Here is a 22,906-nt window from a genome sequence, read left to right as displayed (position 1 = left end):
CGTGGGCCGGACCGCGGCGGCGGCGGCGCGAGTCGTACAGGCCGGTGGTGGACGCGTTGGTCCGCTCGGCCCCGACGTGCCCGGTCAGCCAGTAGGTCAAGAGGTCGGGCACGAGCAGCATCGTGCGGGCGGCGGCCAGCGCGGCCGTCCCCTGCGCCGCCACCAGCTGGTAGACGGTGTTGAACGGCAGGTCCTGCAGGCCGGTGACGTCGTACAGCTCGGCCGGCTCCACGACCTTCGCCACCCGGGCGGCGACGCCGTCGGTGCGCGAGTCACGGTGCGAGTACGGCGTGCCGAGCAGCTGGCCGTCGGCGTCCAGCAGGCCGTAGTCGACGGCCCAGGAGTCGATGCCGATGCCGTCCAGCGCTCCCCCGGCCGCGACGCGACGGGCGCCCTCGACCAGCTCGCGGTGGATGCCGACGACGTCCCAGACCAGCGCGTCGCGCACCCGCACGCCGCCGTTCGCGAAGCGGTGCACCTCGGCCAGCTCCAGCCGGTCGGGCGCGACGGTCGCCGCCATCACCCGTCCGCTGGTGGCGCCGAGGTCCACCGCCGCGACGCGCAGCGGCGTGCGGGCGGCGCTCATCGCAGGAACGCGGCGGCGACGCCGGCGTCGACCGGGACGTGCAGGCCGGTCGTGTGGGTCATGTCCGGGCCGCAGAGCACGAAGACCGCGTTGGCGATGTGCTCGGGGAGCACCTCGCGCTTGAGGATCGTGCGCTGGGCGTAGAACTTGCCCAGGTCCTGCTCCTCGACGCCGTAGACCGCGGCGCGGTTCGCGCCCCAGCCGCTGGCGAAGATGCCCGAGCCCTGGACGACGCCGTCCGGGTTCACGCCGTTGACCTTGATGCCGTGCTCGCCGAGCTCGGCGGCCAGCAGGCGCACCTGGTGGGCCTGGTCGGCCTTGGCCGCGCCGTACGCGACGTTGTTCGGGCCGGCGAACACCGAGTTCTTCGAGGAGATGTAGACGATGTCGCCGCCGAGCTTCTGCTCGATGAGGACCTTCGCCGCCGCCTGCGAGACCAGGAACGAGCCCTTGGCCATGACGTCGTGCTGCAGGTCCCAGTCCTTCTCGGTGGTCTCGAGCAGCGAGCGCGAGAGCGAGAGGCCGGCGTTGTTGACGATCAGGTCCACGCCGCCGAAGGCCAGGACGGCCTCGTCGACCATGGCCTTGACCTTCTCGGCGCTGGAGACGTCCACGTGGACGCCGACCGCGACGTCGGTCGAGCCGATCTCGGCCGCGGCCGCCTGGGCGTTCTCCAGCGACAGGTCGGCGATGACCACGCAGGCGCCCTCGGCCGCCAGCTTCTTGGCCGTGGCCTTGCCGATGCCGGACGCGGCGCCGGTCACGAGCGCGACGCGCGTGGCCAGCGGCTTCGGCTTCGGCATGCGCTGGAGCTTGGCCTCCTCCAGCGCCCAGTACTCGATGCGGAACTTCTCGGCCTCGTCGATCGGGGCGTACGTCGACAGGCCCTCGGCGCCCCGCATGACGTTGATGGCGTTGACGTAGAACTCACCGGCGACGCGGGCGGTCTGCTTGTCCTTGCCGAAGCTGAACATGCCGACGCCGGGCACCAGGACGATGAGCGGGTCCGCGCCGCGGATGGCCGGCGAGTCCGGCGTCGCGTGCCGGTCGTAGTACGCCTGGTAGTCGGCGCGGTAGGACTCGGACAGCTCGTGCAGGCGGGCGATCGACTCCTCGACCGTCGCCGTCGCCGGCAGGTCCAGGACGAGCGGCTTCACCTTGGTGCGCAGGAAGTGGTCCGGGCAGCTGGTGCCGAGCTCGGCCAGGCGGGGGTGCTCGGCGCGGGCCACGAAGTCCAGCACGGCCTCGGAGTCGGTGAAGTGGCCGACCATCGGGCGGTCGATCGAGGCGATGCCGCGGATCGTCGGGGCCAGCGCGGCCGCCTTGGCGCGACGCTCGGCCTCGGGCAGCGGCGCGTAGCCGTCGCGCACGGGGCCGAACGGCTCGGCCTTGCTGTGCTCGGCGATGTAGGCCGCGGCCGTGTCGATGATCCACAGCGAGTTCTGCTCGGCCTCGTCGCTGGTGTCGCCCCACGCGGTGATGCCGTGGCCGCCGAGGATGCAGCCGATCGCCTGCGGGTTCCTCTCCTTGATCGCGGCGATGTCGAGCCCGAGCTGGAAGCCCGGACGACGCCACGGCACCCACACGACCTTGTCGCCGAAGATCTGGCCGGTGAGGGCCTCGCCGTCGGCCGACGTCGCGATCGCGATGCCCGAGTCCGGGTGCAGGTGGTCGACGTGCGCGGCCGGCACGAGGCCGTGCATCGCGGTGTCGATCGACGGCGCGGCGCCGCCCTTGCCGTGCAGGCAGTAGTCGAACGCGGCGACCATCTCGTCCTCGCGCTCGACGCCCGGGTAGACGTCCACGAGCGAGCGCAGCCGGTCCAGGCGCAGCACGGCGAGGCCCTGCTCCTTGAGCGTGCCGAGGTCTCCGCCGGAGCCCTTGACCCAGAGCAGCTCGACCTCCTGGCCGGTGACCGGGTCGGTCTCGGTGCCCTTGGCGGACGTGTTGCCGCCGGCGTAGTTGGTGTTCTTGGGGTCCGCGCCCAGGCGGTTCGACCGCGCGATGAGCTCGGCTGCCGTCGGGTTCGTCATCAGTTCCATCCTGCCTGCGTACCGCCCACGCGGTCCGCCTCGATCTGCTCCTGGTAGCCGCTCTCGAGGTAGGCCCGCATCGGGTTCGCGGGCAGGCCTCGCTCCTCGCGCCACGTGGCGAGGTCGGCGCGGACGTCGGTGTAGAAGGCGTCCATGAAGATCTCGTTGGCCAGCAGGACGTCGCCGTCCTCCTGGGCCTTCGTCAGCGCGTCACGGTCGACGAGCAGCGCGCGCGCCGTCATCTCCTGGACGTTGAGCACCGAGCGGATCTGCCCGGGGATCTTCTTCTCGATGTTGTGGCACTGGTCGAGCATGAAGGCCACGCCGCTGTCCGGCTCCAGCGCTCCGCCCCGGACGCACTCGACCAGGATGCGGAACAGCTGGAACGGGTCCGCCGAGCCGACGATCAGGTCGTCGTCGGCGTAGAAGCGGCTGTTGAAGTCGAACGAGCCGAGCTTCCCCAGGCGCAGCAGCTGGGCCACGATGAACTCGATGTTGGTGCCGGGCGCGTGGTGGCCGGTGTCCAGGCACACCATCGCCTTGTCGCCGAGCGCGGCCACCTGCACGTACGACGTGCCCCAGTCCGGGACGTCGGTGTGGTAGAACGCCGGCTCGAAGAACTTGTACTCCAGGACGAGGCGCTGGTCCTCGCCGAGGCGGTCGTAGATCGTCCGCAGGCTCTCGGCCAGGCGGTCCTGGCGGCCGCGCATGTCGGCCTGGCCCGGGTAGTTGCTGCCCTCGGCCAGCCAGATCTTCAGGTCCTGCGACCCGGTCGCGTGCATGATGTCGATGCAGGCCAGGTGGTGGTCGATCGCCTTCTGGCGGACGCGCGGGTCGGTGTGCGTCAGGGCGCCGAGCTTGTAGTCGTCGTCCTGGAAGGTGTTGGAGTTGATCGTCCCGAGGCCGACGCCGAGGTCCTCGGCGTACGAGCGCAGGGCCGCGTAGTCGTCGACCTCGTCCCACGGGATGTGCAGCGCGACGGTCGGCGCGAGACCGGTGAAACGATTCACCTGGGCAGCGTCGGCGATCTTCTCGTGCACGGTGCGCGGGGTGCCGGGGGTGCCGAACACCTTGAACCGCGTGCCGGAGTTGCCGTAGGCCCACGACGGGACCTCGATCGCCTGGCCCTCGAGGAGCGGCGTGATCTGCTGGAACGTTGTCATCTCACTTCGTCTCTGTGCTGGTGTTCGCGGCCGCGAGCTGGTCCTCCAGGTGGAAGACCTCCTCGAGCTCCATGAAGCCCTCGTCCGGCGCCTGGTCGGAGTCCTCGAAGAGCTCGCCCATCTCGGCCTGCCAGCGCGCGTTGACCTCGCGCGCGGCCATGGCGGCCTGGGCGGCCTCGAGCGACTCGGTCTCCAGGTAGCCGATGAGCAGCCCGTCCGGACGCAGGAACAGCGAGTAGTTGTGCCAGCCGGTCTCGTGCAGGGCCTGCAGCATCTCGGGCCAGACCGCCGCGTGGCGGCGCTTGTACTCCTCGATGCGGTCGGGCTTCACCTGGGAGTGGAAGCACACCCGTCTCATCGGTTCCTCGTTCCTGGGTCGTGCGGGGTGGTGCGGGGGTCGTGCCCGGGGGGCGTGCCTGCCGGGACCTGGAGGGTTCCCGGCAGGCACGGGTCCGGAGGGACGACTCGACTCAGAAGTCGAAGTCGTCGATGTTGCTGGCGTCGAAGACGAACGGGTCGCCCAGGAGCACCTCGCCGTTCTCGCCGACGGTGTACTCCTTGTCGCCGGCCTTGAACGTGTCGCCCGACTTGCCCTCGATGTCACCGTCGACCAGGGCCTTGGCCGCGTACGCCGCCAGGTAGCCCAGGTCCTCGGGGTTCCACAGCGCGAACGCCTTGACGGTGCCGTCCTTGACGTACTCGCGCATCTGGTTCGGGGTGCCCAGGCCGGTCAGCGCGACCTTGCCCTTCGCCTTGGACGTCGACAGGTAGCGCGCCGCGGCGGCGATGCCGACCGTGGTCGGCGAGACGATGCCCTTGAGGTTCGGGTGCGACTGCAGCAGGGCCGCGGTCTTGTCGAACGACGTCTGGTCGTCGTCGTCGCCGTAGACGGTGTCGACGAGCTTGATGTCGGGGTGGTTCGCGGCGAGCTCCTTCTTCATGAGCTCGATCCAGGCGTTCTGGTTGGTCGCGTTGGCCGCGGCCGACAGGATCGCGATCTCGCCCTTGCCGCCGATCTGCTCGGAGATCAGGTCGACCTGCGCCTTGGCGATGCCCTCGGGCGACGCCTGGTTGACGTACAGGTCGCGGCAGTCGGCCTCGGTGTCGGAGTCGAAGGTGACGATCTTGACGCCGGCGTCGCTGGCCTCGCCGAGCGCGTCGCAGATGGCCTTCGGGTCGTTGGCCGAGACGACGAGCGCGTCGACGCCCTGCTGGGCGGCGGTGTTGATGAACGGCACCTGCGCGTCCGGGGTGGCGGTGTCGGGACCGACCTCCTCGAACGTGCCGCCGAACTCCTCGACGGCCTTCTTGCCGCCGGCGTCGCTCGTCTCGAAGTACGGGTTGCCGAGGTTCTTGGGCAGGAAGGTGATCGCGGCCTCGCCGCCACCCTCGCCGCCGCCGTCGCCGTCGTCCGAACCGCAGGCGGTCAGCGCCAGGCTGGCGGTGAGGGCCAGCGCGGTGAGCGCGGCAGTCCGCCGGTTGAGGAACTTCATCGTTCTACCCTTCTGTCGTGCTGCTCGAGCCGGCGGGCGCCGACTGCTGGGTGGGCCTGAGCCCCCGGGTCCTCGACCGGAGCTGGCCCGAGACCCAGCCGAGGAGGTTCGTGGAGATCACCGAGAGCACCAGGAGCACTCCGATGACGATGTTGATGACGTTGACCGTCTGACCCTCCAGGCGCATGGCGCTGGAGATGACGCCGATCAGCAGGACGCCGGCGATGACGCCGTGCAGCGCGCCGCGTCCGCCGAAGATCGAGACGCCGCCGAGCAGGACCGCCGCGATGACCTGCAGCTCCATGCCGCTGGCGTTGTCGCCGCGGGCGCTGCCGTAGCGCAGCGTGAAGTACACGCCGGCCAGGGCCGAGACCGCGCCGGCCAGGACGAAGAGCCACAGCTTGGTGCGGGCCACGTCGACGCCGGCGAAGTGCGCCGCCTCGTCGTTGAGGCCGATGTCGTAGACGCCCCGGCCGAACGGCGAGAAGTGCAGCAGCAGGACGAAGGCGATCAGCAGCACCAGGAACGGGACGAGGATCATCGGGAACGGCTGGCCGTCGACGATGCGGTCCTTGGCCAGGTCGGTCCACTTCTCGGGGAAGTCGGTCTTGGCCGTCGTGCCCAGGATGCCGACCGCGATGCCGCGGTACAGTGCGAGCGTGCCGATGGTGACGGCCAGCGAGGGCAGTCCCACGTAGGCGACGAGGAAGCCGTTGAAGGCTCCGCACACGGCACCGACGACGATCGCCACCAGCGCCGCGACCGGCACCGAGAAGCCGCCGTCCTGCACGAGCACGCCGACCAGGACGCTGGACAGGCCCACGACGCTGGCGACCGACAGGTCGATCTCGCCGGTGATGATGATCAGCGTCATCGGCAGCGCGATGAGCAGCAGCGGCGCGACGTCGAGGAACAGGTAGTACAGCGTCAGCGGGCTGTCGAAGTTGTCGACGTTGCCCATCGACCACGCGTAGACGATCACCAGCAGGGCGATGATGCCGGCCTCGCGGGTCAGCAGCAGGCGCTTCCACCAGGGCTGGGCGTACGCGGCGTACGTGCGCGACGACGCGTCCGGTCGGGTGAGGACGGGGCTGCTCATGCGTGGTCCCTCTCTGCGGCGAGCTTGCGTTCCTGGCGCGCGGACAGCACCCGGTCCAGGACGATCGCGCCGAGGATCAGGGCGCCGACGACGGCGCGCTGCCAGAAGTCCTGGATGCCGATGACCGGCAGGGCGCGGTTGATGGTGACGAGCAGGAAGGCGCCGATGGCCGCGCCCCACACCGTGCCGCTGCCGCCGAAGATGGCGACGCCGCCGATGACGGCCGCGCCGACGGCCTGCAGCTCGATGTTGAGGCCGGCACCGGAGCTGACCGTGCCGTAGCGGGCGGCGAACAGGACGCCGGCCAGGCCGGCCAGCGCGCCGGACAGGACGAAGGCCGACAGCACGCGGCGCGTCACGGGCAGGCCGTAGAGCGTCGCGGCGTCCGGGTCAGAGCCGATCGCGTACAGCTCACGGCCGCCGCGCGACGTGTGCAGGTAGTAGCCGACCATCGCCAGCACGGCCAGCGCGATCCAGGTGAGGATCGGGATGCCGAGGATGGACGTGGTGCTCAGCGACAGGAAGTCGCGCGGCATGTCGGCGGCGTTGATGCGGTCGCTGCCGGCCCAGGTCAGGAAGATGCCGCGGTAGACGTACAGCGTGCCCAGGGTGATGACGAGCGCCGGGACCCGGCCGAACGCGACGAGCACGCCGTTGACCAGGCCGAGCACCGCGCCCATGGCGATGCCGGCGGCGAAGACGGCCACGATCGGGATGCCGGGGTTGTCGACGAACAGGCGGCCGGTCAGGTAGGCGGTCAGGCCCAGCACCGAGCCGACCGACAGGTCGACGCTGCGGGTGATGATGACCGCCGTCTGGCCCACCGCGAGCAGCAGCAGGATCGCCGGCGTCACGAGCAGGTCGCGGAAGTTGTCCGAGCTGAACAGGAAGCCGTTGCTCTTGAGCGTCGTCAGCACGACGACGAGCACGAGCACGGCGCCGACGGCGATCTCGCGCGAGCGCAGCGCGGCGCCGAGGCCGCGGCTGAGCGCGCTGCCGCGCGTCGTGGGTCGGTCGGGGGCGGCGGTCGTCATGCCGTGACCTCCTCGGTCGGGGCGGTCGTCGCGCCGGCGCCACGGGTGGCGGCGTGCATGACCTTCTCGGGGGTGGCGTCGGCGCGGTCCAGCTCGGCGGTCACGGCGCCCTCGCACACGACGAGGACGCGGTCGGCCATGCCCAGCACCTCGGGGAGCTCGGAGGAGATCATGAGGATCGCCATGCCCTGGCCGGCCAGCTCGGAGAGCAGCCGATGGACCTCGGACTTGGTGCCGATGTCGATGCCGCGGGTGGGCTCGTCGATGATCAGCAGCTTCGGGTTGGTCGCCAGCCACTTGGCGATGACGACCTTCTGCTGGTTGCCGCCGGACATGGTCGAGGCGGCCATGTCGAGGGCGTTGGTCTTGACCTCGAGCTTGGACGCCCAGGGGCCGGCGGCCTTGTTCTCCGAGCCGGACGTGAGGACGCCGGCCTTCGTGAGCCGGCGCCGGATGACGGCGGCGACGTTGCGGGCGACGGACTCCTCGACGACCAGGCCCTGCTTGCGGCGGTCCTCGGCGACGTACGCCATGCCGGCGGCGATCGCGGCCCGCGGGCGTCCGCCGGGGACGCGCTTGCCGTTCATCGTCACGGTGCCGCTGTCGTAGCCGTCGACGCCGAAGACCGCACGCGCGATCTCGCTGCGTCCGGCACCGACCAGGCCGGCCAGGCCGACGATCTCGCCGGCGCGCACCTGCAGGTCCACGTCGTGGAACAGGCCGGTCGAGCTCAGCCCCTTCACGTCCAGCACGACGTCACCGATCTCGGCGGGCGTCTTGGGGAACAGCTCGGCGACCTCGCGGCCGACCATGAGCGAGACGAGCGCGTCGTGGTTCGTCTCGGCGATCGGGTGCGTGCCGACGTACTCGCCGTCGCGCATGACGGTGACGGTGTCGCACAGCGCGAAGACCTCGTCGAAGCGGTGCGAGATGAACACCAGGCCGCGGCCCTCGTCGCGGAGGCTGCGCGCGATGGTGAACAGCCGCTCGACCTCGACGCCGCTGAGCGCGGCGGTGGGCTCGTCCATGACGAGCAGGCTCGCGTCGAGCGAGATGGCCTTGGCGATCTCGATGACCTGCTGGTCGGCGATCGACAGGCCCCGCGCCGGGCGGCGGGGGTCGATCTGCACGCCGAGCCGCTCGAACAGCGACAGCGCCTCCGCGTGCATGCGGGCGCGGTCGATGCGGCGTCCGCGGCCCAGGGGCTGGCGGCCCATGAAGATGTTCTCGGTGACCGACAGGTCCGGGAACAGCGTGGGCTCCTGGTAGATGACGGCGATGCCGGCGGCCTTCGAGGCGGCGGTCGAGCTGAAGTCGACGTCCTCGCCCTGGAAGCGGAAGGTGCCGGCGTCGCGGCGGTGCACGCCGGCGACGATCTTCACCAGCGTCGACTTGCCCGCGCCGTTCTCGCCGATGAGCGCGTGGATCGACCCGGGCTGCACCGTGAGGCTGCCCGAGCGCAGCGCGGCGACCGAGCCGAAGGACTTGCGGACGTCCCGCAGCTCCAGCACCGGGGTGCCGGGGTTCGGTCCTGCCATGCGTCGCTCCTTTGAAACGTTTTAATCGAGCAACGGAAATGTATGTGACCGCCATCACGGGCGTCAACCCTCCGAAAGGACCAATGTGTCGCGGAGGCGAAACTTTCCCGTGATCGCGGCGAAATGTCGTCCTCGCTCCGGCGTGTCGCAGACCACATCGTTGACACGTGCACCCTGAACCGTTTCAATCAAGCGTCGTCCTGGGGAGGAGGGGACCGTGAGCCCTGCAGCACGTCGTCCGCCGACCCCGGCCGCGTCCGTGAAGGACGTCGCCGCCGCCGCCGGCGTCTCCCTCGGCACCGTCTCCAACGTGCTCAACCGCCCCGACCGGGTCGCCGCCGGCACCCGCGAGCGGGTCGAGCGCGCCATGACCGAGCTGGGTTTCGTGCGCAACGAGTCCGCCCGCTCCCTGCGGTCGGGCCGCTCCCGCACGCTCGCCTACGTCATGCTTGACGCCGGCAACCCGTTCTTCACCGACGTCGCCCGCGGCAGCGAGGGACCGGCCGACGAGGAGGCCTGTCGCTGTTCCTGTGCAACAGCGACAACCGCGCCGGCCGCGAGACCGCCCACCTGGAGCACCTGGAGCAGCAGCGCGTCCAGGGCATCCTCATCACCCCGGTCGACCCCGAGAGCCCCGTCCTCGACGCGGTCGTCGCCCGCGGCACCCCGCTCGTCATCGTCGACCGCACGCGCGCCGGCACCGGCATCTGCTCGGTGGCCGTCGACGACGTCCTGGGTGGACGGCTGGCCGTCGAGCACCTCATCGACCAGGGGCACACCCGCGTCGCGTTCGTCGGCGGCCCCGCCTCCATCGGTCAGGTCACCGACCGACTGGCCGGCGCGCGCCAGGCCTGGAGCGCCGCCGGCCTGCCCGAGGACGACCTCACGCTCGTCCACACCGAGTCGCTCACGGTGGCCGCCGGGCGCGAGGCCGGGGAGCGCCTGGCCGGGCTGCGCGTCCTCCCGACGCCCGACCGCCGCGTTCTGCGCCAACGACCTCATCGCCCTCGGCCTGCTCCAGCAGGCCACCCGGGCCGGCCTCGCGGTGCCGGACCAGCTGGCGATCGTCGGCTACGACGACATCGAGTTCGCCGCTGCCGCGGCCGTCCCGCTCACGTCCGTGCGCCAGCCGCGCCACGAGCTGGGCCGCACCGCTGCCCGTCTCGTGCTGGACGAGGCGACGAACCCCCAGCACGTGCACGAGCAGCTGAGCTTCGAGCCCGAGCTGGTCGCGCGCACGTCCACCCTCGGCTGACCCTCCCCTCCCCGAGGCCGTCGAGGGGACGTCCTACCGGCCGGCCCGCTCCCCCACGGACGCGGACGTCGTTGCGTCCGACCCGTGCCGCACCCGGCGCGAGACGGCGTACCCGAACAGGGCGGCCAGGACGTACATGACGATTGAGTAGACGGCGCTCGGGATGGCGACCTCGGTGTTGTCCAGCACGCTGAGCGCGATGGTCATGGCCACGGTCGTGTTGTGGATGCCGACCTCCATCGAGCTGGCGATGGCCTGGCGCTCGTCCAGCCGCATGACACGGGCGCCGAGGTAGCCGATCGTGAGGCTGGCCAGGCAGAACAGGGTGACGACCAGGCCGACCTGCTCGACGTAGTCGGCGATGTTCTCGCGCTCCCCCACGATGGCGCCGACCGAGACGGCGACGAGCACGACGATGGAGAAGATGCGCACCGGCTTGTCGGCCCGGGCGGCGAACGCCTCGGACCGGCTGCGCACGACCATGCCGATCGCCACGGGCACCAGGACGATCGCGATGACCTGCACGACCTTGCCCAGCTGCAGCCCCAGCTCGCCCTCGGCGTCGAAGTGGCTGATCGCGAGGTTCGTGATGAGCGGGATCGACACGGCCGCCAGCACCGAGTTGATCGCCGTGAGCGTCACGTTGAGCGCGACGTCGCGCGGAACAGGTGGCTGAACAGGTTGGCCGTCGTGCCGCCCGGCGATGCCGCGAGCAGCATGACGCCGACGGCCAGCAGCGGGTCGACGTCGAACGCGGTGACGAGCCCGAACGCGACGACGGGGAGCACGAGCACCTGCAGCACGAGCGCCACCACGACGGCCCGGGGCGAGCGCGCGACGCGACGGAAGTCGTCGACGGTCAGCGACAGGCCGAGGCCGAACATGATGATGGCCAGCGCGATCGGCAGGCCGACGGTGATCAGGGCGGAGTCGTTCACGGGGGTCCTCCAGGCTCGGGTGAGCGAAGGATGGCAGCGACCCGGGTCACAGCGTCGGCCTGACAACCGCTGACCGGCGACGCCGCCACGGGCGTGCCACCATCGAGGCATGGCCCGCAAGATCGCGACGAACACCCGTGTCGACCTGCCCGCGCTGCTCGACTTCGTGCGTCCGCGGCACCGGTTCGTGCTCATCACCGAGCGTGCCGACGGCACCCCGCAGGCGTCCCCGGTGAGCGGCGGCGTCGACGAGTCCGGCCGGCTCGTGGTCGCCACCTATCCCGAGCGCGCCAAGACGCGCAACGTCCGCTCGCGCCCGCGGGTCAGCGTCGTGGTGCTGTCGGACGAGTGGGACGACGCCTGGGTGCAGATCGACGGCACGTGCGAGGTGCTGGACGCGTCCGAGGGCGACGCCGCGCTCGACGCCTTCGTCGACTACTTCCGCAGCATCGCCGGCGAGCACCCGGACTGGGACGAGTACCGCCACGCGATGGTCGAGCAGGGCAAGTCGCTGCTGCGCATCACGCCCGAGCGGTGGGGCCCCATCGCGACCGGCGGGTTCCCGGCCCGCCTGGCCTGAGCGCGTCGGCGGCCGGGCGCGCCGGGTTTTCGTCCTGTCCGCTCGGGAGGGTACGGTTCGCTCGGCGGCGGTCCGGGGGAGCGACGCTCGTCCCCGTGAACACTCCCCGGAGGTCGTCGTGAGCCCGTTGTCCGTCCGCCGCGCCCTGTGCGCGTCCCTCGCCGCCGTGCTGGTCCCGCTGGTCGCCACCGGGCACCGCCTCGGCCGACGAGGCCGCACCCGCCGCCGAGGCCGACGGCCTCACCCCCGCCCAGGTCGAGCGCGAGGTCGAGCAGACCGGCAACCCGCTCGTCGCGGTGCTCGAGGACGGCGACGGCCTGCGCGTCGAGACGATCGAGGCCGACTCCCCGAGCGAGGCCCGCGAGGCCGCCGAGGACCTGCGCCGCGACAGCGACCTCGTGTCGCTGAGCGTCGACCAGCGCGTGCGGTCCCTGGCGGACGACGCCCGCTCGTTCGCGGCCGTCCGGTCCAGCGCGACGGTCGTCCCGAACTACCAGGTCAAGGTCACCGGCGCGGACCAGGCGTGGAGCCGGAGCGTCCGCACCGTCACGGTCGCGGTCGTCGACACCGGCGTCGACGCCAAGCACCCCGAGCTCGCCGGCCGCGTGCTGGCCGGGCGCGAGTTCCTGACCGAGGGCCCCCGCACCGGCAAGCCCGGCACGGTCGACGACGAGGGGCACGGCACGCACGTCGCGGGCATCATCGGCGCGAAGGTCGACGGCCAGTACGTGGAGGGCTTCGCCAAGAATGTGCGGATCCTGCCGATCAAGGTCCTGACGAAGGACGGCGACGGGTGGGTCAGCGACTCGGTCCGCGGCATCATCTGGGCGGCGGACAACGGCGCGCAGCTGATCAACGTGAGCTTCGGCGGTCCGGATCCCGACCCCAACGTCCGCGCCGCCGTGCGCTACGCCCGCAGCAAGGGCGCCCTCGTCGTGGCCGCCGCCGGCAACGACGGCAAGCGCGCGCCGATCGCCTACCCCGCGGCGTACCCCGAGGCCATCTCCGTCGCCGCCACCACGCGGGCCGACTACTGGGCGTCGTTCTCCAGCGTCCGTCGCGACGTCGACATCGCGGCGCCGGGCCACCAGATCGTGTCCCTCGCCCCGGGCGACCAGTACGTCGTCATGTCGGGCACCTCGATGGCCGCTCCCGCGGCGACCGGCGCCATCGCGTCGCTCATGTCCACCGGGGTCAGCGGCGCCGCCGCGTACAGCGCCCTGCGGGCCACCGCCAAGGACATCTACGGCGGCACGCAGCGCATCGGCCGCGGCAAGGACTCCTACACCGGCGTCGGACGCATCAACGTCGCCCGGGCCCTGCACCCGGTGCTGACGGTGCAGGCGTCCACGGCTACGACGTACGCGTCGGGCGCGAAGGCCCGGATCAGCGCCAGCTTCACCGACGTCGGACGTCCGCTGGCCGGACGCCTGGTCACGGCGCGCACGTCCACCGGACGCACGCTCCAGGCCCGCACGTCCTCCACCGGCGCGGTGCGCTTCAGCATCCCGCTGCTGCGCTCCACGGCCGTGACCCTCTCGACGCCCGGCACCGGGTCGCGCAAGGTGACGTTCTCGAAGGTGCGCCCGAGCGCGAAGGCGACGCTGCGCACCTACCGGCCCGCTCGCAGCGCGCGTACCGCAAGGTCTCGCTGCGCATCGCCCGCCCGGCCCGCCAGAAGGTGACGATCCAGGTGCGCACCGGCGGCCGCTGGAAGACGGTCCGGAACGCCCGGGTCGGCGCCTCGACCGCCACCCGGACCTACTCGTGGAAGGTCAAGGCCGGCTCGGCCAAGAAGCGCACCCTCCGCGTCACGGTGCACGCCGGCGGCGGGCTGATCGCGCGCAGCTTCACCCTCAAGGGCTGACCCGCGCACGAGGGCCCCGGACCGACCGGTCCGGGGCCCTCGTGCGTCCGGGCTAGGGACCGACCCAGAGCAAGGAGCGGGGCTGGCGTCGCGCGAGCGCCCATCCGCCGCGGATCATCGCGACGTCGGCGCTGTCGGCCAGACGACGCCACTGCCGTCGCACGACCAGGCGCAGGTCGGCGCGCAGCATCGCCGTCCCGACCGTGCCCATGGCGACGAGCATCTCGGCGTGGAACAGCAGCGCGATCGCGGCCGGGTCGACCGCGACCAGCGGCAGCACCGCTGCCACCCCGACGAGCAGCGCCGCGCGTCGGCGCAGCCAGGCGGTCACGGGGGCGAGTCGTGGGCGAAGCATGCGGCCCAGGCTAGACGTCCGGACCTCCGTGGGCTGGCCCACCTGACTCACCACGCGTCGACGGGGCGACCGCTGCCCTGCAGGCGTCCCTCGCGGTCGGCGGCGTCGAGCAGGCGGGTGAGCACGAAACGGGTCTCGGCCGGGTCGATGACGTCGTCGATCTCGAAGTGCCGGGCCACGTTGAGGGCGGACGCATGGGACTGCGCGTGCGCGACCATCTCCCGCACCGTCGCCTCGCGCTCGGCGTCGTCCTCGATCGCCTCGAGCTCCTTGCGCATCGACAACCGCACCGCGCCCTCCAGGCCCATCGCTCCGAGGTGCGCGCCGGGCCAGGCGATCGTCATGAGCGGCTCGAGCGTGCTGCCGCCGAGCATCGCCTGGGCGCCGAGTCCGTAGCCGCGGCGTAGGACGACCCCGACCAGCGGCACCGTCAGCCGCGCGCCGGCGATCAGCAGCCGCGACGTGTGCCGCACCATCGCCGTCTTCTCGGCGTCCGGGCCGACCATCATCCCCGGGGTGTCCACGAGCGAGACGACCGGGAAGCCGTACGCGTCGCACAGCTGCAGGAACCGCGCCGCCTTGTCACCGGCGTCCGCGGTGATGGCGCCGGCCATGTGGCGGGTGTCGTTGGCGACGACGCCGACGGTGCGGCCCTCGATGCGTCCGAGCGCGGTGAGCAGCTCGGGCGCGAAGTCCGGACGCAGCACGGTGACCGAGTCCTCGTCGCAGATCGTCTCGACGATGGGCCGGACGTCGTACGCGCGCCGCTCGCCCTCCGGGACGGCGTCGCGCAGCTCCGCCTGATCCGGCGCGGTCCAGTCGTCCCGCCGGCCGAGGAAGTAGCCGAGCAGCCGGCGGGCCGACGGAACTACGTCGTCGCTCGACGTCGCCAGGTCGACGACGCCGTTGGCGGTCATCACGTCCAGCGGCCCCACCTCGGACGCCGCGAAGTCGCCCAGCCCTCCCCCGGCGATCATCGCCGGGCCACCCATGCCGAGGGAGGCGCGCTCGCTGGCGACGATGAGGTCCGAGCAGCCGGCGATGACCGCGTTGCCGGCGAAGCAGTTGTCGTCGACCACGGCGATCCGCGGCACCGTGCCCGACAGGCGCGCCCACTCGGCGAACGTGGTGGTCTGCAGGCCGGAGACGATGGGCAGGTCCACGTCGCCCGGACGTCCGCCCCCGCCCGCGGCGAAGAACACCGTCGGCAGCGCCAGCCGGCCGATGACGTCGAGCAGTCGGTCGGTCTTGAGGTGCCCGCGGAAGCCCTGCGTGCCGGCCATGACGAGGTAGTCGTACGACAGCACCGCCACCTGCTGCCCGTCGATCGTGGCGAGCCCGCCCACGATGCCGTCAGCCACGCTGCGGTCGAGCAGCTCGTCGACGCCGCGACGCTGCTCCTGCGCGGCGGTCACGTAGCGGCCGTACTCGACGAAGCTGCCCTCGTCCACCAGCTCGGCGATGAGCTCGCGCGCCGTCCGGCCCCCGCGGGCGTGCAGCTTGGCGACCGCCTCGGGGCGGGCCGCGTCCTCGGTCAGCGCGCGGCGGGCCAGCAGGTCCAGGAGCTCGGGTCGGATCGCCATGGTCCGCATCCAAGCAGACCCGTTGGCCAGCGGTCTCCAGCCGTCAGCGCGGACCCTCGGGACCGTAGGAACGGGTCACGGTCGCGACGCGCACCTGGTAGTCCTCGTACCAGGCGTCCCGTCCGCGCTGCTGGGCCACGAGGTGCTCGGCGACCTGCTTCCAGCCGGCGGCCGCGGCGTCGTCGCGCCAGTACGACACCGTGATGCCGAGCCCGTCACGTGCCGACTCGATGCCCAGGTAGCCGTCCTGCTGACGAGCCAGCTCGTCCACCCGTTCGGCCATGCGTCCGTAGCCGTGGTCGCCCTCGGTACGCAGGGACGTGAAGATGACGGCGGTGTACGGCGGCTCGGGAGTCGACGCGATCGGCATGTACCGACCGTACTGACACGGCGCCACGCGCTGCATCCCGTTGGTGAGGGACCTCTACGCTCGCGGCATGGCCACCGTCATCCTCGTCCGGCACGGACGCACCACCGCGAACGCCAGCGGCACCCTCGCCGGACGCACCCCCGGCGTGGAGCTGGACGAGACCGGACGCGAGCAGGTCGCGCGCACCGGCGAGCGGCTGGCCGTCGTCCCGCTCGTGGACGTCGTGTCGAGCCCGCTCGAGCGCTGCCGCCAGACCGCCGCGGCCGTCGCGATGCACCAGGAGCAGGCCACCACGGTCACGATCGACGACGCGCTGACCGAGGCCGACTACGGCGACTGGCAGGGGCAGGCCCTCGCCGACCTCGCGAAGGACGACCTCTGGTCCGTCGTGCAGAACCAGCCGTCCGCGGTCGTGTTCCCCGGTGGCGAGTCGATGGTGTCGATGCAGTCACGCGCGGTCGAGGCCGTGCGCCGGCGCGACGCGCAGGTGGAGGCCGAGCACGGCGCGGACGCGGTGTGGGTCGCGGTGAGCCACGGCGACGTCATCAAGTCCGTGCTGGCCGACGCGCTGGGGATGCACCTGGACTCGTTCCAGCGCGTCGGCGTCGACCCGGCGTCCGTCTCGATCGTCCGCTACACGTCCGCGCGGCCCTACGTCGTCGCGATGAACACGCACCCCGGCGACCTGTCGTGGCTGCGCGCGAAGCCGTCCGGCGACGACGCCGCGGTCGGTGGCGGCGCGGGCCCGGCGGCGCCCGTTGACGCACGCTCCTAGAGTGGGCCCCATGGCACCGATCGTCCACGAGTTCGACTGGCCTGACCGTTTCGTCGTCGGCACCGTCGGACGTCCCGGTGAGCGCACGTTCTACCTGCAGGCCCGCGACGGCCAGCGCCTGGTGAGCGTCTCGATCGAGAAGGATCAGTCCTTCGCGCTCGCCGAGAAGATCGACGAGGTGCTCGACGAGCTCATGGCCGAGGACGGCAACCCGTACAGCATCCCCGCGCTCGCCGACGAGGCGCTCGTGGACGAGGACCCGCTCGACACCCCCATCGACGAGGCGTTCCGCGCGGGCGCGATGAGCCTGGGCTGGGACCCGTCGACCGGCCAGGTCGTCATCGAAGCGTTCCCGATCGTCGAGGTCGAGGTCGAGAGCCTCGAGGAGCTCGACGAGCTGGTGGACCTCCCCGAGTCGCTGCCCGAGCAGGTCATGCAGGTGCGCATCCCGGTCGGCGCCGCCCGCGCGTTCACCAAGCGCACGCGGGACGTCGTCGCGTCCGGGCGCCCGATCTGTTCGCTGTGCGGCCTGCCGATGGACGAGGGGCACGTCTGCGAGCTGCCCGACGGCTTCCGGTGACCGAGACCGCCGACCTGCTCGAGGGCGAGCTCGTCCTGCTCGGCCGCATCATGCCGGCGTCCAACGCGACGTTCCTGGCCACGATCGGCGACGTGCAGGTCGTCTACAAGCCGGTCGCCGGCGAGCGTCCGCTGTGGGACTTCCCCGACGGCACCCTCGCCCAGCGCGAGGTCGCCGCGTACCTCGTCTCGGAGGCCACCGGCTGGGACGTCGTCCCGCCCACCTGGCTGCGCGACGGGCCGCACGGCGTCGGCATGGTGCAGCGCTGGGTCGAGGCCGATCCCGAGCAGGAGGCGGTCACCGTCGTCCCGGCCGGCGAGCTGCCCGAGGGCTGGCACCACGTGATGGACGGCCTCGACGAGGACGAGGAGGTCGTCTCGGTCGTCCACGAGGAGTCCGCCGCGCTGCGCCGCATGGCCGTGCTCGACGTCGTCATCAACAACGCCGACCGCAAGGGCGGGCACGTGCTGGAGATGCCCGGCGGCCACCGGCACGGCGTCGACCACGGCGTCTCGCTGCACGCCGAGCACAAGCTCCGCACCGTGCTGTGGGGCTGGATCGGGCAGCCACTCACCGACGAGGAGCGCGCGGGCGTCGAGCGGGTCCGCGACGCCCTGGACGACGGGCTCGCCCGGACGCTCGAGGACTACCTCACCGGTGCCGAGGTCGAGGCGCTGCTCGCCCGCTGCGACGTGCTGCTGGACGCGGGCGTGTTCCCTGCCCCGAGCGGGCCGATGCCGCCGGTCCCCTGGCCCCCGTTCTAGCCGACGTCCCTGAGCTCGTCGACGACGTTCAGCGGGCCATGCGGTCCAGGCGACGCAGCGCGACCTCCAGCACGGGCAGGTAGGCGGGCGCCCACAGCGGGGCAGTCATGCGGATGACGCAGCCGCCGAGCACCGGCTCGACCTCGTGGGTCGTGGCCGGGACGCCGGCGACGCTCCAGGCCCAGGAGTGCTCCGGGTCGACGTCGGTGACGACGAACGGCAGCGGCACGCCGACCGGCGTCCACACCGTGCCGCGGGCCCCCTCGACGACCTCGCCGCCGTCGATCTCGGCGCGCCGCACCGTCGGTCCCCACACGGGCCACACCGCGGTGTCGGTGAGCAGGCGCCAGACGGCGTCCGAGGACGCCTGGGAGTGCCGCTCGACCGTCCAGCGTCCGCCGTGCAGCCCGGCCATCACGCCGCGCCGCCCGCCGCGAGCCGGTACTGATGGCGCGGCGGCTGGGACGGCAGCTCCACCGAGACGACGGCACCGGCGGCCTCGAGCACGTCCAGACGCGCCCGGACGTCGTCCAGCGGCGCGTCCACGGTGGCGGCGATCAGCTCGGGGGCGCGTCCGCCGTCGGCCAGCGCCTGCAGGATCGCGTCGTCGAGGTCCATGCCCTCGACGGTAGGGGCGGATCGCTCCGCGAGCCCGTCGAGGCGGCGCCGCTCAGTCCTTCGCGGTCGACTGCGGGACCCCGTAGAGCAGGTCGACGTAGTCGCGGTGGTGGCCGATCCAGCCCTTGATGAACGGGCACAGCGGCAGCACGCGGCGGGTGCCGTCGGCGCGGACGTCGTCGAGCCCGAACCGGGCGAGGGCGGACCCGACGCCCTGGCCCTCGAACTTCGGGTCGACCTCGGTGTGGGTGAAGACGATCAGCTCGTCGGTCAGCTGGTACTCGGCGAAGCCGGCGCGCACGCCGTCGATCCACGCCTCGTAGCGGTGCTTGTCGGTGTTGTGCACGGTCTCGATCTCGGCCATGCCAGCAACCTACTCACCCGCCCGCCGGATCGACGTCCGCAGCGGACTTTCTCGTCCCGCTCGGCGCCCGGACTTCGGCTCGGACCGCTCGAGGTGGCCGAAGACGACGGTGCGGTCGTCGGTGTGGAAGATCTCCGCGCACGTCACGAGCGTGATGAGCTCGGCGGCGTCCGTGGGGCCCGTCCCTCCGTCGGGGTTGCGCGGACGCGGGTCAAGCACCCAGGTGTCGGTGAAGCGGACGTCGAGGTCCGTGCCGCTGGTGTCGAGGACGTACGTGTGGGTGGCGTCGACGGTCTCGACCACGACCTCGTCGCCGGGCCGCAGGTCGCGGATGCGCGCGAACGGCTCGCCGTGGGTCACCCGGTGCCCGGCGAGGCCGACGTTGCCGCGCTGCCCCGGCTCAGCCGTGTCCGGCATGTGCCCGACGCCGGCCGCGAGCACTCGTCGGACGACCCCTCGAGCACCGGCACGGACCAGTCGTCGCCGAAGCGCGGGATGCGCAGGATCGCGGAGGCCTCGCCGAACTCGGTGGCGGCGGTGGGCTGGTCGGACGACCACGTCTTCTCGAGGGTGCGGGTGACGTCGGCGTGCCGCTGCTGGGACTGCCAGTTCGTGCCCCAGTACTGCCAGGCCAGCCACCCGAGCACGGACAGGCCGGCGACGAGCAGCACCGCCCCGAGGATCCTCCGTACGCCCCCAGCGTGGCACACCGCGCCGCGCTGCTCCTGTGCCGAGGGATCAGGCGGGCACGAGGGGGCGGAGCCTGACGTGTCGGGCGTGGCGCAGGGGTCGTCGGAGCGGGTCGATCCTCGGTGGTGGGATCACCTCGACGACGCCGTCCTCGGCCAACCGGGCGGACCAGTCGGAGTCGTGGAGCAGGTGGTGGTGCGCGAAGCAGAACAGCGCGCCGTTGTCGAGCGAGGTCTCGCCGCCTTGGCTCCATGGTCTGAGGTGGTGGGCCTCGCACCAGGCCGGTGGTCGGTCGCAGCCCTTCCACGAGCAGCCTCCGTCGCGCTTGGCGAGGGCGATGCGCTGGTTCCGGTCGTGGAGCCGGTCGGCACGGCCGAGGTCGAGGACCTGGGAGTCCCCACCGAGGACGAGCGAAATGATGTTCGCGTTGCAGGCCAGCCGCCGCGCCTGTGAAGCGCTCAGGTCGCACCCGGTCGAGAGCGTGGCCCGGGAGACCCGCTGCTGCAGGTTGTCGTAGTCGAGGTTCACGGTCACGGCGGCGGCGAGTCCGCCGGCCTGCGGGAACGCGTCCTGCGGCAGGTGCTCGATCAGCTCGCAGAACGCCTGGCCCATGCGGCGGGGGTGGTCGAGCCGGCCGATCTCGGAGTCGGAGTGATCGCCGTCGACGTCCCGGAACAGCGCGTCCAACCGTCGAGGGGACGAGAGGCCCTCCAGCACGGTGCGGAGCATGTCGGCCTGCACGTCGGGCAGCGCGCCGCGGACCCAGGTGAGTCCGTCGCCGCGGGGCGTGAACGTCACGTGCGCCTCGGACCAGGCCTGCTTCTCCTGACGCTCGAGCTGTTCCCCGATGACCTCGTCCGCGGCCAGCGGGTCGACGACCTCGACGATCCGGTTGGCGAGGCGGCGCAGGTCGTCGGCCGCGAAGTCCTTCGCATGCCCGAGCAAGGTCGCTTCGGCGTCGTCGTGCTGCTCGGCGACGAACCACTCCGGCAGCCGGTCCAGCGCGGTCAGGATGATGCTGGCCTGCTCCGTCGACACCTCACCGCTGGACCAGGCCTCCCGCGTCGCCAGACCACGAGTCGCGTCGAGACGCGAGAGCTTCACCAGCCGCGATGCCTCACGTCGCGCCATCCCGGTCTGGCTCGCCAGCCACGCCACCGTGGATGCATTGCCGTCCTCTCGGGGCAGCGCCCGGTCCTCGGCGGCGCCGGTCAGGCGAGTCACCAGGGACTGCAGACCTGAGATCGCCTGCTGCGACGCCGCCAGCACCTCACGGATCTCGGCATCTGTCAGCTGCCAGGGCTCGAGCGCACGCGTGTCGTCCAGCAACCTCTCCAGCTGGTCGATCAGCATCCGAGACCCCCACGTCGAACGTTTGTTCTATCCTACCTCTCAGGTCCGACAAGAACCACCGGGAATCCCCAGGATTCGAGGATATTTCTGGCTCGGCCTCCTCCATCGACAAGCCCGAAGGAACGAGGCTCAGGCGAGCCGACGAACCGAGCGGCGCCACCACCCGGCTCCTTCGTCATCCGCCCCGGGGCGACCACTCCTGAAGGGCCGCCCACGCCTACCCCAGCATCGACAGCGTGCGGTCCAGGGCGTCGACGACGAAGTCCACGCTCTCGCGCGTGATGACCAGCGGCGGCTTGATCTTGAGGACGTTCTTGTGGTCGCCGGTGGGCTGGACGATCGCGCCGAGCTCGAGCAGCAGGTCGCACACGTCCGTGGCCAGCGTCGTCGCCGGCGCGAACGTCTCGCGGTCGGTGACCAGCTCGACGCCGAGGTAGAGCCCGAGCCCGTGCACGGCGCCGATGGCCGGGTGCCGATCGGCGAGCGCCAGCAACCGGTCGCGGAAGTGGCCGCCGACGACACGCGCGTTCTCCTGCAGGCCCTCGGACTCCAGGACGTCCAGCACGGCCAGTCCGATCCGCGAGCTGACCGGGCTGCCGCCGGCCGAGCTGAAGAACGAGCCCTCCGCGGCGAACGCCTCGGCGATCGCGCGGGTGGTGATGACCGCGCCGAGCGGCTGGCCGTTGCCCATCGCCTTGGCGACGGTGATGACGTCCGGCACGGCGCCCTGCTGCTCGAAGCCCCAGAAGTGCTCGCCGAGGCGGCCGTAGCTGACCTGCACCTCGTCGCTGATGCAGACCCCGCCGAGCAGGCGCACCCGCTCGAAGACGCCGGCGAGGTAGCCGTCGGGCAGCAGCACTCCCCCGCCGTTGCCGAAGATCGGCTCGATGACGACGCCGGCCAGGTCCGCGCGGCCGTCCTCACCGAGCGCGTCCAGCTGGGCGTCGAGGTCGGCGAGGTACCCGGCGGCCGCGTCCGGTCCGCGGTGCGTGCCGCGGACGCTGTTGGGCGCGTCCATCAGCTCGACCCAGGCCGGGCGGCTCTCGAGCGCGCGCGGGTTGTCGCCCAGCGACGTCGACACGGCGTCGGAGGCCATCGTCCAGCCGTGGTACGCCTCGCGGGCCGCGAGCATCCGCGGACGTCCGGTGGCGACCTGCGCGAGCCGGATGGCCAGGTCGACGGCCTCGCTGCCGCTGTTGACCAGGAAGACGCTGTCGAGCCCGTCCGGCGCGAGCGCGGCCAGCCGCTCGGACAGCTCGGCCACCGCGGCGTAGTGGAAGCGCGAGTTGGTGTTGAGCAGCGACCACTGCCGAGTCGCCGCCTCGACGAGGTGCGGGTGCGCGTGCCCGGTCGTGGCGACGTTGTTGACCACGTCGACGTAGACCTGCGCCTGGGTGTCGACCATGTGCTCGCGCCAGCCGCGCTCGACCTGCGGCGGCGCGGTGAAGTAGTGCTCCTGCACCTGCGCGAACGCGGAGTCGCGCCGGGCGAGGACGTCGCCGGCGTCGGGCTGGAGCGCGGCGACGTCGACGCCGAGCAGCGCGGACGGGTCCGGGCTGAGGACGCGCCACAGCGCCTGCGCCCTCGGCGTCACCAGGAACGGCGCCCGCGGCACGTCCATGCGGTGCAGCTGGACGCGCAGGTGGCCGGACGCGAGCCCGAGTCCGTCGCCGTCCACGACCGTGCCGCGGACGCTCAGGATCAGCGACTCGCCGCGCAGGTCGACCCCCGCCGCCGACCGGACGACCTCGCCCGGAACGGCAGCTCCAGGGGCGTCCCCTCGGGGACGGACCAGGTCGACGCCGGAGCGCGAACGTGCGGGCGCGTGCCGCGGGCGCGGAGCGGACGCGCCTGGGTGAGCCGGTGGC

27 protein-coding genes and 2 pseudogenes are annotated in these 22,906 nt (G+C 72.1%); 9 read left to right on the top strand and 20 right to left on the bottom strand.

Annotated elements, in window-relative coordinates:
* From AC2W7G_RS01055 to AC2W7G_RS01020, 8 genes are all read right to left on the bottom strand, one after another.
* Nucleotides 1–586 (bottom strand): FGGY family carbohydrate kinase (locus tag AC2W7G_RS01055; RefSeq protein ID WP_485866789.1); only part of this gene is annotated, 586 nt, incomplete at its 3' end.
* On the bottom strand, nt 583–2,619 hold the full coding sequence (locus AC2W7G_RS01050) for a bifunctional aldolase/short-chain dehydrogenase (RefSeq protein WP_485866788.1): 2,037 nt from the start codon (nt 2,617–2,619) through the stop codon (nt 583–585). The genes AC2W7G_RS01055 and AC2W7G_RS01050, both read right to left, overlap by 4 nt.
* Nucleotides 2,619–3,782 carry an L-rhamnose isomerase gene (rhaI, locus tag AC2W7G_RS01045; RefSeq protein WP_485866787.1) on the bottom strand — a complete coding sequence of 388 codons (1,164 nt, stop codon included), beginning with the start codon at nt 3,780–3,782 and terminating at the stop codon, nt 2,619–2,621. The genes AC2W7G_RS01050 and rhaI overlap by 1 nt, the downstream gene beginning before the upstream one ends.
* A 1-nt stretch (nt 3,783) precedes the next feature.
* Entirely contained in the window at nt 3,784–4,140 is a 357-nt protein-coding gene (locus AC2W7G_RS01040) for an L-rhamnose mutarotase (protein WP_485866786.1), read from the bottom strand.
* Nucleotides 4,141–4,252: 112 nt separating this feature from the next.
* On the bottom strand, nt 4,253–5,275 hold the full coding sequence (gene rhaS / locus AC2W7G_RS01035; protein WP_485866785.1) for a rhamnose ABC transporter substrate-binding protein: 1,023 nt from the start codon (nt 5,273–5,275) through the stop codon (nt 4,253–4,255).
* A gap of 4 nt (nt 5,276–5,279) precedes the next feature.
* Nucleotides 5,280–6,374: an ABC transporter permease gene (locus AC2W7G_RS01030; protein ID WP_485866784.1), complete on the bottom strand. Its 1,095-nt coding sequence runs from the start codon at nt 6,372–6,374 to the stop codon at nt 5,280–5,282.
* The gene (locus tag AC2W7G_RS01025) at nt 6,371–7,408 is read right to left on the bottom strand and encodes an ABC transporter permease (RefSeq protein ID WP_485866783.1); all 1,038 of its coding nucleotides are present in this window, start codon (nt 7,406–7,408) and stop codon (nt 6,371–6,373) included. Before AC2W7G_RS01025 ends, AC2W7G_RS01030 begins: the two co-directional genes overlap by 4 nt.
* Nucleotides 7,405–8,946 (bottom strand): sugar ABC transporter ATP-binding protein, encoded by a 1,542-nt coding sequence (locus tag AC2W7G_RS01020; protein WP_485866782.1) that lies wholly within the window; start codon nt 8,944–8,946, stop codon nt 7,405–7,407. The genes AC2W7G_RS01025 and AC2W7G_RS01020 overlap by 4 nt, the downstream gene beginning before the upstream one ends.
* A 217-nt stretch (nt 8,947–9,163) precedes the next feature.
* Between AC2W7G_RS01020 and AC2W7G_RS01015 the strand changes: the two are divergent.
* The 3 genes and pseudogenes from AC2W7G_RS01015 to AC2W7G_RS01005 all read left to right on the top strand — a co-directional run.
* A pseudogene (locus AC2W7G_RS01015) lies at nt 9,164–9,328 on the top strand (LacI family DNA-binding transcriptional regulator); the annotation flags it as partial.
* Between the two features lie 134 nt (nt 9,329–9,462).
* Nucleotides 9,463–9,819, top strand: a pseudogene (locus tag AC2W7G_RS01010) (substrate-binding domain-containing protein); the annotation flags it as partial.
* A gap of 127 nt (nt 9,820–9,946) precedes the next feature.
* Complete coding sequence (locus AC2W7G_RS01005; RefSeq protein ID WP_485866790.1) at nt 9,947–10,201, top strand: substrate-binding domain-containing protein; 255 nt, start codon at nt 9,947–9,949, stop codon at nt 10,199–10,201.
* Nucleotides 10,202–10,234: 33 nt separating this feature from the next.
* Here the strand turns inward: AC2W7G_RS01005 and AC2W7G_RS01000 are convergent, their stop codons facing one another.
* Both AC2W7G_RS01000 and AC2W7G_RS00995 read right to left on the bottom strand, forming a co-directional pair.
* Nucleotides 10,235–10,843: a bile acid:sodium symporter family protein gene (locus AC2W7G_RS01000; protein WP_485866781.1), complete on the bottom strand. Its 609-nt coding sequence runs from the start codon at nt 10,841–10,843 to the stop codon at nt 10,235–10,237.
* The gene (locus AC2W7G_RS00995) at nt 10,840–11,139 is read right to left on the bottom strand and encodes an AEC family transporter (RefSeq protein WP_485866780.1); all 300 of its coding nucleotides are present in this window, start codon (nt 11,137–11,139) and stop codon (nt 10,840–10,842) included. The genes AC2W7G_RS01000 and AC2W7G_RS00995 overlap by 4 nt, the downstream gene beginning before the upstream one ends.
* A 109-nt stretch (nt 11,140–11,248) precedes the next feature.
* Here AC2W7G_RS00995 and AC2W7G_RS00990 point away from each other — a divergent pair, with 109 nt between their 5' ends.
* The 3 genes from AC2W7G_RS00990 to AC2W7G_RS00980 all read left to right on the top strand — a co-directional run bounded on the left by AC2W7G_RS00990 (nt 11,249) and on the right by AC2W7G_RS00980 (nt 13,586).
* Entirely contained in the window at nt 11,249–11,719 is a 471-nt protein-coding gene (locus AC2W7G_RS00990; protein ID WP_485866779.1) for a PPOX class F420-dependent oxidoreductase, read from the top strand.
* A 296-nt stretch (nt 11,720–12,015) separates the two neighbouring features.
* Complete coding sequence (locus tag AC2W7G_RS00985; protein WP_485866778.1) at nt 12,016–13,404, top strand: S8 family serine peptidase; 1,389 nt, start codon at nt 12,016–12,018, stop codon at nt 13,402–13,404.
* Complete coding sequence (locus AC2W7G_RS00980) at nt 13,401–13,586, top strand: hypothetical protein (RefSeq protein ID WP_485866777.1); 186 nt, start codon at nt 13,401–13,403, stop codon at nt 13,584–13,586. The genes AC2W7G_RS00985 and AC2W7G_RS00980 overlap by 4 nt, the downstream gene beginning before the upstream one ends.
* A 52-nt stretch (nt 13,587–13,638) precedes the next feature.
* Here the strand turns inward: AC2W7G_RS00980 and AC2W7G_RS00975 are convergent, their stop codons facing one another.
* The 3 genes from AC2W7G_RS00975 to AC2W7G_RS00965 are packed head-to-tail and all read right to left on the bottom strand — an operon-like array spanning nt 13,639 to nt 15,894.
* A complete protein-coding gene (locus tag AC2W7G_RS00975; protein ID WP_485866776.1) occupies nt 13,639–13,941 on the bottom strand; it encodes a hypothetical protein in 303 nt (100 codons plus the stop codon).
* A 47-nt stretch (nt 13,942–13,988) separates the two neighbouring features.
* Nucleotides 13,989–15,524, bottom strand: a complete 1,536-nt coding sequence (locus tag AC2W7G_RS00970; protein WP_485866775.1) for an acyl-CoA carboxylase subunit beta — start codon at nt 15,522–15,524, stop codon at nt 13,989–13,991.
* Between the two features lie 43 nt (nt 15,525–15,567).
* On the bottom strand, nt 15,568–15,894 hold the full coding sequence (locus tag AC2W7G_RS00965; RefSeq protein WP_485866774.1) for an antibiotic biosynthesis monooxygenase family protein: 327 nt from the start codon (nt 15,892–15,894) through the stop codon (nt 15,568–15,570).
* 67 nt (nt 15,895–15,961) lie between these two features.
* Here AC2W7G_RS00965 and AC2W7G_RS00960 point away from each other — a divergent pair, with 67 nt between their 5' ends.
* Genes AC2W7G_RS00960 through AC2W7G_RS00950 form a run of 3 tightly spaced genes read left to right on the top strand, consistent with a single transcriptional unit; the run spans nt 15,962 to nt 18,013 of the window.
* Nucleotides 15,962–16,669 carry a histidine phosphatase family protein gene (locus AC2W7G_RS00960; protein ID WP_485866773.1) on the top strand — a complete coding sequence of 236 codons (708 nt, stop codon included), beginning with the start codon at nt 15,962–15,964 and terminating at the stop codon, nt 16,667–16,669.
* A 10-nt stretch (nt 16,670–16,679) separates the two neighbouring features.
* Nucleotides 16,680–17,249 (top strand): DUF3090 domain-containing protein, encoded by a 570-nt coding sequence (locus tag AC2W7G_RS00955; protein ID WP_485866772.1) that lies wholly within the window; start codon nt 16,680–16,682, stop codon nt 17,247–17,249.
* The gene (locus AC2W7G_RS00950; protein ID WP_485866771.1) at nt 17,246–18,013 is read left to right on the top strand and encodes an SCO1664 family protein; all 768 of its coding nucleotides are present in this window, start codon (nt 17,246–17,248) and stop codon (nt 18,011–18,013) included. The genes AC2W7G_RS00955 and AC2W7G_RS00950 overlap by 4 nt, the downstream gene beginning before the upstream one ends.
* Nucleotides 18,014–18,041: 28 nt before the next feature.
* Here AC2W7G_RS00950 and AC2W7G_RS00945 read toward each other — a convergent pair whose 3' ends face one another.
* The 7 genes from AC2W7G_RS00945 to AC2W7G_RS00915 all read right to left on the bottom strand — a co-directional run.
* Nucleotides 18,042–18,428, bottom strand: coding sequence for an SRPBCC family protein (locus AC2W7G_RS00945; protein WP_485866770.1), 387 nt, complete (start codon nt 18,426–18,428; stop codon nt 18,042–18,044).
* Nucleotides 18,428–18,631: a hypothetical protein gene (locus AC2W7G_RS00940; protein ID WP_485866769.1), complete on the bottom strand. Its 204-nt coding sequence runs from the start codon at nt 18,629–18,631 to the stop codon at nt 18,428–18,430. The genes AC2W7G_RS00945 and AC2W7G_RS00940 overlap by 1 nt, the downstream gene beginning before the upstream one ends.
* Nucleotides 18,632–18,683: 52 nt before the next feature.
* Complete coding sequence (locus AC2W7G_RS00935; RefSeq protein ID WP_485866768.1) at nt 18,684–18,995, bottom strand: GNAT family N-acetyltransferase; 312 nt, start codon at nt 18,993–18,995, stop codon at nt 18,684–18,686.
* A 9-nt stretch (nt 18,996–19,004) separates the two neighbouring features.
* The gene (locus tag AC2W7G_RS00930; RefSeq protein ID WP_485866767.1) at nt 19,005–19,412 is read right to left on the bottom strand and encodes a sortase domain-containing protein; all 408 of its coding nucleotides are present in this window, start codon (nt 19,410–19,412) and stop codon (nt 19,005–19,007) included.
* A complete protein-coding gene (locus tag AC2W7G_RS00925) occupies nt 19,352–19,666 on the bottom strand; it encodes a hypothetical protein (RefSeq protein WP_485866766.1) in 315 nt (104 codons plus the stop codon). The genes AC2W7G_RS00930 and AC2W7G_RS00925 overlap by 61 nt, the downstream gene beginning before the upstream one ends.
* Nucleotides 19,667–19,733: 67 nt before the next feature.
* Entirely contained in the window at nt 19,734–21,038 is a 1,305-nt protein-coding gene (locus AC2W7G_RS00920) for an HNH endonuclease signature motif containing protein (protein WP_485866765.1), read from the bottom strand.
* A 217-nt stretch (nt 21,039–21,255) separates the two neighbouring features.
* Nucleotides 21,256–22,906 (bottom strand): aminotransferase class III-fold pyridoxal phosphate-dependent enzyme (locus AC2W7G_RS00915; RefSeq protein WP_485866764.1); only part of this gene is annotated, 1,651 nt, incomplete at its 5' end.

It is taken from the genome of Aeromicrobium sp. PFPM2_SD2 (assembly GCF_057364525.1).
The sequence above is the reverse complement of the archived record's forward strand: the minus strand, read 5'-3'. Positions and strand labels throughout refer to the sequence as shown.

Coding starts and splice junctions, on each gene's coding strand:
- AC2W7G_RS00955 (WP_485866772.1), top strand. CDS start 16,680: ATGGCACCGATCGTCCACGAGTTCGACTGGCCTGACCGTTTCGTCGTC.
- AC2W7G_RS00920 (WP_485866765.1), bottom strand. CDS start 21,038: ATGCTGATCGACCAGCTGGAGAGGTTGCTGGACGACACGCGTGCGCTC.
- AC2W7G_RS00970 (WP_485866775.1), bottom strand. CDS start 15,524: ATGGCGATCCGACCCGAGCTCCTGGACCTGCTGGCCCGCCGCGCGCTG.
- AC2W7G_RS01050 (WP_485866788.1), bottom strand. CDS start 2,619: ATGACGAACCCGACGGCAGCCGAGCTCATCGCGCGGTCGAACCGCCTG.
- AC2W7G_RS00940 (WP_485866769.1), bottom strand. CDS start 18,631: ATGGACCTCGACGACGCGATCCTGCAGGCGCTGGCCGACGGCGGACGC.
- AC2W7G_RS00935 (WP_485866768.1), bottom strand. CDS start 18,995: ATGGCCGAGATCGAGACCGTGCACAACACCGACAAGCACCGCTACGAG.
- rhaI (WP_485866787.1), bottom strand. CDS start 3,782: ATGACAACGTTCCAGCAGATCACGCCGCTCCTCGAGGGCCAGGCGATC.
- AC2W7G_RS00975 (WP_485866776.1), bottom strand. CDS start 13,941: ATGCTTCGCCCACGACTCGCCCCCGTGACCGCCTGGCTGCGCCGACGC.
- AC2W7G_RS01030 (WP_485866784.1), bottom strand. CDS start 6,374: ATGAGCAGCCCCGTCCTCACCCGACCGGACGCGTCGTCGCGCACGTAC.
- AC2W7G_RS00945 (WP_485866770.1), bottom strand. CDS start 18,428: ATGGCCGGGCTGCACGGCGGACGCTGGACGGTCGAGCGGCACTCCCAG.
- AC2W7G_RS01040 (WP_485866786.1), bottom strand. CDS start 4,140: ATGAGACGGGTGTGCTTCCACTCCCAGGTGAAGCCCGACCGCATCGAG.
- rhaS (WP_485866785.1), bottom strand. CDS start 5,275: ATGAAGTTCCTCAACCGGCGGACTGCCGCGCTCACCGCGCTGGCCCTC.
- AC2W7G_RS00960 (WP_485866773.1), top strand. CDS start 15,962: ATGGCCACCGTCATCCTCGTCCGGCACGGACGCACCACCGCGAACGCC.
- AC2W7G_RS01020 (WP_485866782.1), bottom strand. CDS start 8,946: ATGGCAGGACCGAACCCCGGCACCCCGGTGCTGGAGCTGCGGGACGTC.
- AC2W7G_RS00965 (WP_485866774.1), bottom strand. CDS start 15,894: ATGCCGATCGCGTCGACTCCCGAGCCGCCGTACACCGCCGTCATCTTC.
- AC2W7G_RS00990 (WP_485866779.1), top strand. CDS start 11,249: ATGGCCCGCAAGATCGCGACGAACACCCGTGTCGACCTGCCCGCGCTG.
- AC2W7G_RS00930 (WP_485866767.1), bottom strand. CDS start 19,412: ATGCCGGACACGGCTGAGCCGGGGCAGCGCGGCAACGTCGGCCTCGCC.
- AC2W7G_RS01025 (WP_485866783.1), bottom strand. CDS start 7,408: ATGACGACCGCCGCCCCCGACCGACCCACGACGCGCGGCAGCGCGCTC.